Source organism: Kitasatospora sp. NPDC053308 (assembly GCF_055585785.1).
Genome location: NZ_JBVJJY010000035.1, coordinates 36,009 through 44,453 on the forward strand (window position 1 = coordinate 36,009; position 8,445 = coordinate 44,453).

Below are 8,445 nucleotides of genomic sequence, written 5' to 3' on the forward strand. Positions count from 1 at the left end.
TCACGAGCACCAGCCCGACGGGTCGGTGATCTCGACGACCGCGCTGGTGCAGCTGTAGCCGGTGCCGCCGCCGACCAGCAGCACCCGGTCACCGCCGCCCAGCTCGCCCGTCTCCAGCAGCTCGTTCAGCCCGGCGATGTGGTCCCCCGCGCCCAGGTGGCCCACCTCGCGGCAGAACTCCCAGGTGGAGCGCTTCTCCTCGACGCCCAGCTGCTGCTCCAGCTGCCACCGCATCCGCTGCTGCCCGGTGGCGTTCAGCACCACCCGGGCGATCCGCTCGATCGGGGTGTCGGCCTCGGCCAGCGCGGCCCGGATCGACTCCGCCGCGACCTCGGCCGTCCGCTGCGTCACGGCCCGCAGGTTGCGGTGGGCGCGGAAGTACTCCTCGGTGCGCGCCCCCAGGTCCACCGGCCGGTCCGCCGCCTCCGGGCCGGGGCGGAACCCGGTGCCCCGGGGCAGGCCCTCCAGCGCGTTGTCCACCCTGGTCGCGGTGGCCAGCAGCCGGGCGACCGCGTGCTCGGGGGAGGAGCTCAGCACCACCGCGGTGCCGCCGTCGCCGTAGACCAGGCCCCGCTCGGCCCGCCAGCGGTCGAAGGCCGGTGGCGCGAAGCGGTCGGCCGTGGTCAGCAGTACCGCCTCGTCCCGACCGGGCTCGCGCGCCCGCAGCTGCCGGGCCGCCAGTTCCATCCCGGCGAGCCCGGCGTTGCACTGCTGCAGCAGGTCGAAGGCGGGCACCGCCGGGCCGACGGTGTGCTGCGCCACGTAGGCGGCGGCCGGCCACAACTCGGCGCCCTGGAACCACAGGTAGCTGTGGAAGACGGTGCCGACCAGCTCCGCCGAGCGGCCCGCCCGGCGCAGTGCGGTACGGGCGGCGCGGACGGCCATCTCCGGCGCGGCCAGGTCGTCCGGCCCGCCGGCGGTGGCCGCGCTGACCGCGTCGATCCGGTTGACGGCGTGTTCACCGGCGTCGTACGCACCGGCCGCGACCGCCGCCGCGGCGTCCGCGCGGTCGGCCAGCCAGACACCCGTGCCGGCCAGGTACACCTGCTCCCAGCGCATGTCCCTCCGATCTCCGGCCCCGAGGCAGCGGTCTGCCGGGGGCGACTGTCGGTGACGATGCTTCCGCCCGCCGCCTGCCGCCGGGTTGCCCTCCACTGGCGCCCGGTCGGTGCGCCGCTGGCGGCCGCCTGACGCCGCGCGGGCGGGCGCCTGACGCCGCGCGGGCGGGCGCCTGACACCGCGCGGGCGGGCGGCTGACACGGTGCGGGAGGACGCCTGACACCGCGCGGGCGGGGCACTGACCGGCCGGGGGTGACGGCGCCGACGGCCCGCCGGTGACCGGCTGACGGCTCACTGAACGCCGGCTGACGGCCCGCCCGCCTGCGGCCGCCCGAGGCGCGCCGCAGGGCCGTTCGCGCGCCGGTGCCCGGCCCCGCGTGGGCGGGACCGGGCACCGGGGAGTGACGGGTGGGGGGAGGGCCGGGCCTCAGGGGGTGAGGCGCAGGCGGTCGCGGGCGGCCGCGTCCACCGCCGCCGTGCCGTACGGCCAGCCGAGGCTGGCGCCCTTGGCCCAGAGCGCGGTCTGGTCGGTGTAGGTGTCGGCGGTGGCGTGGCCGGAGGCCCCGGTCAGGTTGATCCAGCGGGAGCGCTCGAAGTCCGCCAGGTCCACCACCATCCGCATCGACGGGACCCAGATCACCTCGAAGCCCTTCTGCGGGTCCCAGCCGTTGGCCAGCACCGTGTCGGTGCCGCCGCCGACGCCGATCGGGTCGGCGTTCAGCAGCCACTGCAGCGGGGCGGGGCCGGCGGTGCCCAGGGTGGGGTTCTGCAGGGTCAGGGTGTGCAGGGCGCCCCAGCGCCACGTCTTCGGGTCGTCGCCGAGCCGCCCGCGCAGCTCGTCGGCGGCCCGTTCCATCGCGTGCCGCAGCATCGCGTCCCGGCCTTGGACGGAGGGATCGGCGGTGCTCGTCCACCAGAGGCTGTCCGGCGTGTCGAGCAGACCGCGCACCACCTCGAACCAGTGGCCGCCGCCGTCCGGGTAGGCGTAGCTCTTGACCCCGGCCCGGCTCAGCCGGTCGGTGAACGCCTCCTTCAGCAGTTCGCGCCAGACGGCGTTGAAGTAGGCGGCCGGGGCGGAGTCGGCGCCCTGGGTGAAGTCCCAGCCGCGCAGCAGCTCCTGGGCGGGTCCGGTCCGGGCGTCGACCGGCACCTTCAGCAGGCTGGGCACCAGGGCGGCGGCGTTGCCGTTCCAGGTGTCCTGGGTGATCCGCTCCATCGCGGCGACGTCCAGCTTGCCGCCCTGCTCGATCAGTTCGGCGATGCGCCGGCTGCGGTGGCCGGTACCCCAGTCACTCCCGATCAGGTACGGGTAGTCCGGGCCGACGACCGCGTTGTTGGCGGTGACGATGTAGCCCTCCGGCGGGTTGAAGCTGGTCGGCAGCCGGTCGAAGGGCAGGTAGCCGGTCCAGTCGTAGGCCCCGGTCCAGCCCGGGACGGGGCGGCGGCCGTCGCCCGCCTTGCGGACGGGGATGCGGCCCGGCGTCTGGTAGCCGATGTTGCCCGCGGTGTCCGCGTAGATCATGTTCTGCACGGGCGAGGCGAAGACCGCGGCGGCGGCGCGGAAGTCGTTCCAGTCCTCGGCCCGGTCCAGGGCGAACAGGGCGTCCACGGTGGGGGCCGGGTCGAGGGCCGTCCACTGCATGGCCACCGCGTAGCCGTCCTGCTCGCCGTGCGCCGGCACGTCCGGGACCCGGCCGTGGTCGGCCACCTCGTCGGCGGACTTGAGCACGTCCGAGATCAGCGGGCCGTGCAGGGTCGAGCGGACGGTCAGGTCGACGGGGCGTCCGCCGGCGACCTCGATCCTCTCCTGGCGGACGGTCAGCGGCAGCCGGCTGCCCTCGTGCTCGTACGTGGAGCCGCTGACCCGCTCCACGAACAGGTCGGAGTCGGCGGCGCCGAGGTCGGTGAAGCCCCAGGCGATGGCGGCGTTGTGGCCGATCACCACGCCCGGCATGCCGGCGAAGGTGAACCCGCTGACGTCGTAGGCGCAGTCCGGGCCGATCCGGGTGCAGTGCAGGCCGACCTGGTACCAGATGCCCGGCAGCGAGGGGGTCAGGTGCGGGTCGTTCTCCAGCAGCGGCTTGCCGGTGGTGGTGCGACTGCCGGCCACCACCCAGGAGTTGGAGCCGATGCCGGTGCCCTGCGGGCCGAGGACGGCGGCCAGGACGGTCCGGACGCCCGCGCTGTCGGCCAGTGCGGCCGAGGCCGCCGCGGGGACGGCGGGCGCGGGGACGGCCGGCGCGGCGGCGGGCGCGGCGGCCGGCGACGGTACGGGCTGGGCGGGGGCCGACGGCTGCGCCGCGGCCGTCCGGTCGGGGACGATCGGCGTCCAGCGCTGGTAGTCGTACGCGGGGAAGAGCGCGTCGGACGCCCCGTCCGGCAGGTCGGCGGGCAGCATGGCGTGGTCGAACTGGTCGATCATGCCCGTATTGAGGTTCCAGGCCATGGTCTTCAGCCACGAGACCGAGTCGGCCGGGGTCCACGGCGCGGGGCGGTAGTCGCCCGCGACGAAGCCGAGCACCGGGTACTCCACCGAGAGCTCGGCGCCCTGGTGCTTGCCGAGGTAGGCGTTGACGCCCTCGGAGAAGGCCCGCAGGTACTCCTGGGTCTGCGGCGACAGCATCGTCACCTCCTGCTCGGCCACCCGGTACCAGCCGAAGGTGCGGGCCACCTTGTCCGTCTGGACCTCACCCGGGCCGAACATCTCGGCGAGCCGGCCGGCGGTGACGTGCCGCTGGACGTCCATCTGCCAGAAGCGGTCCTGCGCCTGTGCGTAGCCCTCGGCGAGGAACAGGTCGTGCGCGTTGTCGGCGTAGATCTGCGGGATTCCCGAGGCGTCCCGGACGATCCGGGCCTCGCCGTGCAGCCCCGGCACGGTGGTGCTGCCGGACAGCTGCGGCAGCGAGCGCCCGACCGTCCAGTACGCGTAGCCGGCCAGGCTGCCGGCGGCCAGCAGGACCAGGGCGGTCAGGACGATCGCGGTGCGCTTGAGGATCCGCAGCACGCGCCGGCGCCGGGTGCGTGGAGCGGCCCCGGAGGTGTCCGGGGCGGCGGCCGTCTCGGTGGACGGCTCGGTGGGCGTCGCCCTGGACGGCTTCGTGGCCGTCTCGACGGCTGTCTCGGTGGGCGTCACCGGGGCGGGTGGGTGCTCGGCCTCCGGCGTGGGTCCGGTGGCCGCCGGATGCGGATCGTCCGGCGGTGCGGTGTCGGTCTGGACTGTCACGGTGCGGTGCTTCCTTGTCTCGACGGGATCCGGCCATGGCCAGTGCCGCCGTGCGCGCGCGGGTGGGCGCGGGCGCACGGCGGCGGGGGGACGGCGGTGGGGACGCGGCGGGTGCGGGACGGCGCGGCGAGCGCCGGGGAAGGGGGCACGGCGGCGGACGCGGTGCGGCCGGGCGGTGCCGCGCGGGGAGTGAGGGCGGCACGGCAGACCGGGGACCGGGCGCGGAGCGCTCGACGGCCCGAGGCGGCCGACCGGCGTGGGATCGGCCGCTGCCTCGGCCGCGTCAGCTCTGCCGGCTGAGTGGCTGTGTGGCTGTGCTGGTTGTGTCGGCCGGGTCAGCGGGTCAGCGGGTCAGCGGGTCAGCGGGCCAGTCGGGTGGGGCCGTCGGCCCACGGGCCGCGTGCGGCCGCACGCGGGGCGGGCACGGCGGCGGGCGTCGTGCCGACCAGGGCCAGGTGCGCGCGCCCGAGGCGCGGTTCCGCGCGGTACGCCGGGACGCCGTCGCGGCCGGAGCCGGCCCCGTCCGGCTGCTCGACCGGGAGCACATCGGCCGCGTCGACGGGCGCGGGCGCGGGCGCGGGCGCGGGCCGGGTCGGCGAGGGGAGGGCCGCCACTGCGAGCGGGTCGGGGCGTCCGGCGAGGATCGCCTCCTCGATCCCGCGCAGTTCCGGCCCGGGCACCAGGCCGAGGTTCTCCATGAGGGTGTGCCGGGCCCTCTGGTACGCGGCCAGGGCGTCGGCCTGCCGGCTGCCCCGGTAGAGCGCGACCATCAGCAGCGCCCAGAGCCGCTCGCGGTACGGGTGCTCGGTGGTGAGGACGAACAGGTGGGGCACCAGCCAGGCGTGGCCGCCGAGTCGGAGCGCCAGCTCGGCGTGCTCCTCGACCACCGCCAGCCGCAGTTCGGCGAGCCGGGCGCGTTCGACGTCGAGCAGTGGGCCGCTGACGCCGGTGAGCGCCGGTCCGGTCCAGGAGTCCAGGGCGGCGGCCAGGGTCCGCTCGGCCGCGTCGGTCCGCCCGGCCGAGCGCAGGGCCCGGGCTTCGGCCACCGACTGCTCGAACCGGCCGAGGTCGTACTGCTGGGAGCCGATGGAGAGCCGGTAGGAGGCGCCGACCCGGGTGAGCACGCCGCCGGCGGTGCGCGGTGCGCGGTCGGGCTCGAAGAGCCTGCGCAGCTTGGAGACGTACGCCTGAACCAGGTTGGGGCCGTCCGCCACGGTCGCGTCGCCCCAGATCCCGTCGATCAGGTGGTCGCGGCCGACGGGCGATCCGGCGCGCAGCAGCAGGGCGGCGAGCAGGGCGCGCTGGCGGGGAGCTCCGAGCGGGAGTTCGATGCCGTCCCGCCAGCCCCGGACTTCACCCAGCAGTTCGAAGCTGAGGCCGTCCGGGTGGGTGGTCGGAAGGAGAGGAGTGGTCATGGCTGCCTCCGCCGAGCCGGTGCCGGGGTGTGGCGGCTCGGACGCAGTTGTGGGAGCTGGTGCGGGGTCGGGTTCGGGGGGAGCCGGGGTCGCGTCCGGTCGGACCGGGAGGGTCAGGAGTGGCGCGGGTCCGGGCGGGCCGGACGGCGGTGCCGGGCGGGCCGGCTCCGGTTCACCACTGCCAGCCCATGTCGTCGATGTCGTTGTTGCCGTGGCCGTTGCCGCCGCCGGTGGCGGAGTGGGTCGGGGTGGTGGCGGTGCGCTGCGTGGCCGGGTGCTCGCCGGCGGCCGTGACGGTGCCGTGGTCGGACGACGCGGTCGCGCCGGCGGGGGCGAGCCCGGCGGCACCGCCCAGGGCCAGCGTGGCGGCGGCGAGCGCGGAGACGAGACGGAACTTCTTGGTGGACTCGGTGGCCATGGTGACTCCTCTCCGGGCATGGGGATGCCCGGTGGTGTGTGGATGGGATGACGGTCGGGCGGCGGTCCGTCCTGCTGCTCGCCGCGCTTCGACGAGATCGATTCTGCCGCGCCCGCAAGCCGGTTGTCCCGGCTCTCCGGTGACACAATTTGTCGCTGGCATATCTGTGTCAGCGGCTTCGGCAGGGCCCTCGCGGGTGGCGTCGGCGGCCTCCGCGCGATGAGCTGCGCCGGTCGTTCGGGCCCGCACCGCGCGGGTCCGCCGCCGGGGTCAGACGTGGACGAACCATCCGGCCAGCTCGGGTGTCCTGGCGATCGCCTGGATGCAGACGATCAGGCACACGGCGCGGGCGGCCTCCTGGTTCGGTGCGATCACGAACATCACGCCCCGCGCCCCGGCGCGCGAACCGTGCACCCGGATGTGTTCCGGGCCCTGGTGGAGCCGGGCGACGGCGCGCAGCGCGCCGCTCACCGCACCCTCGGCCGGAACCGGGGTGCCGCGGGGGCGGGTCATGGTGAAGTGGACGACATGCACCCAGCCACGATGGGGGACGCGGAGCGCCGGTGGGCGGGCTCGCGTCGGCACGTTCTTGCCATGGCTTGCCTGTGCCAGTCCGAAAGTCCGGATTCCTGCCGCGGTTCCCGTTGTGTGGCGGTCGGTCACGGTCCTTTCCGTTGAACCTTTTCCCGCCCGCTTCCGTTTCCCCCTCCGGCGCGGATTTCCGCTGATCGGGGGGTGTGGAGGCCCTCCGGCGCGGTGGTATTTTCTGACCCGGACCTGCCCATACGTGATCAGAGGGCTTCGCGTCCAGTGCCGTGCGTGCGCGAACCGAATGTCGGAGTTGCGCTGTTTGTCTCATTGCCAGGGAGTCGACCGAATGCTGACCGCGCTGGGACTCACGCGTCAGGCCGAAGCCGTCTACCGCCTGATGCTGGGCCAGCCGAACTGGGGCGTGGTCCGCATCGCCGAGGAACTCGGGTGGGACGAGAAGGCCGTGCGTGCCGCGATGGACGAACTGGCCGACCAGGAGCTGATCCGCCCGTCCTGGGAGGGCGGCGGCGCGATGCGCACCGTCAGCCCCAAGGTCGCCTTCGAGGCGCTGCTCGCCCGTCGGCAGGCCGAGATCGCGCGCAAGCAGCACGAGGTCGAGTCGAGCCGCGCCGCGATCGCCGGGCTGGTCGCCGAGTACTCCATGCTGCGCCCGGACGAGGGTGCCGGCGGCGGCGTCGAACACCTCACCGGACTGGACGAGATCCGGGTCCGGCTGGAGGAATTGGGCGCCCAGGCCTGCCGCGAGACCATGGCCTTCGCCCCCGGCGGCAAGCAGACCCCGGAGAACCGCGAGGCCAGTCGCCCGATCACGCAGGCGCTGTTGGACCGCGGGGTCAAGGTGAAGACCGTCTACCTGAGCAGCATCCGCAACGACCCGGGCAGCGTCGAGCACGCCAACTGGCTGGCCGCGCAGGGCGGCGAGACCCGCACCGCCAGCGTGCTGCCGATGCGGATGCAGATCGTGGACCGCGAGGTCGCGATGGTCCCCCTCGACCCGGACGACGCGTCCCGGGGCGTCGCCGTGATCCGCGAACCCGGCGCGGTCACCGGCCTGTGCGCGCTGTTCGACCAGATCTGGGAGCAGTCCGAGGTGCTCGGCGCCGCGCCCGTCACCCCGGCCGGCGAGATCACCCCGCAGCAGCGCGAACTGCTCCGCCTGCTCTCCGCCGGGCTCACCGACGAGGCCGCCGCCCGCCGCCTCGGCGTCTCGCTCCGCACCGAGCGCCGGATGATCACCGATCTGATGGACCAGTTCGACGCCCAGAGCCGCTTCCAGCTCGGCCAGCGCGTCACGGAGCGCGGCCTGCTCTGACGATCCGACGTCGTGTTCTCCTGCCCCCGTGACCGATCGCGAGGCCCGTGGCAGGCCCGTTTGTTCTTCGACGGCGAGTAGGAGTACTGTGCTCCAGTCGCTCGGCAGGGAGCACCGGACACGCATCGGCGCGGACGGTCCCGGGGCGGCCAATCCCTTGAAACACCACTTCCCAGGTCCGTGCTCGGTCGCGTCCGCGTTGTGCGCGTCGCGCTCGGTGCTGAATTGGCGTGTTCGTTTTATCGGATTGCGGCTGGATTCGCTTTTCGGAGCGAGGGTCGGCTAGAGTTTGAAACGCCGGACGGGGCGTCAAACCCTGGAAGGCGCCAGTGAGTTGGATGAAGGAAGCCCCGGAAACGGAGCGGAAAACATCTGATAAGCTGGAAACACGAAAGAACGAAGCCCGGAGGGCCTGCTGGAAGGCGGCCTGAAGGAAGCGTCCGTTCCTTGAGAACTCAACAGCGTG

The 8,445-nt window shown here is 74.4% G+C and carries 6 protein-coding genes; 1 reads left to right on the top strand and 5 read right to left on the bottom strand.

What is annotated here, in order from left to right; genetic code table 11:
• From ACZ6Y7_RS36705 to ACZ6Y7_RS36725, 5 genes are all read right to left on the bottom strand, one after another.
• Complete coding sequence (locus ACZ6Y7_RS36705) at positions 1–1,059, bottom strand: ketoacyl-ACP synthase III family protein (RefSeq protein WP_465762311.1); 1,059 nt, start codon at positions 1,057–1,059, stop codon at positions 1–3.
• A gap of 427 nt (positions 1,060–1,486) precedes the next feature.
• Positions 1,487–4,282 carry a penicillin acylase family protein gene (locus ACZ6Y7_RS36710; RefSeq protein ID WP_465762312.1) on the bottom strand — a complete coding sequence of 932 codons (2,796 nt, stop codon included), beginning with the start codon at positions 4,280–4,282 and terminating at the stop codon, positions 1,487–1,489.
• Positions 4,283–4,641: 359 nt separating this feature from the next.
• Positions 4,642–5,697, bottom strand: coding sequence for an AfsR/SARP family transcriptional regulator (locus ACZ6Y7_RS36715; protein ID WP_465762313.1), 1,056 nt, complete (start codon positions 5,695–5,697; stop codon positions 4,642–4,644).
• Positions 5,698–5,869: 172 nt separating this feature from the next.
• Positions 5,870–6,115: a hypothetical protein gene (locus ACZ6Y7_RS36720; RefSeq protein WP_465762314.1), complete on the bottom strand. Its 246-nt coding sequence runs from the start codon at positions 6,113–6,115 to the stop codon at positions 5,870–5,872.
• A 270-nt stretch (positions 6,116–6,385) separates the two neighbouring features.
• Positions 6,386–6,649 (bottom strand): hypothetical protein, encoded by a 264-nt coding sequence (locus tag ACZ6Y7_RS36725; protein ID WP_465762315.1) that lies wholly within the window; start codon positions 6,647–6,649, stop codon positions 6,386–6,388.
• Between the two features lie 343 nt (positions 6,650–6,992).
• Between ACZ6Y7_RS36725 and ACZ6Y7_RS36730 the strand changes: the two genes are divergently transcribed.
• Positions 6,993–7,979 (top strand): helix-turn-helix transcriptional regulator, encoded by a 987-nt coding sequence (locus tag ACZ6Y7_RS36730; RefSeq protein WP_465762316.1) that lies wholly within the window; start codon positions 6,993–6,995, stop codon positions 7,977–7,979.
• Positions 7,980–8,445 lie beyond the last annotated feature (466 nt).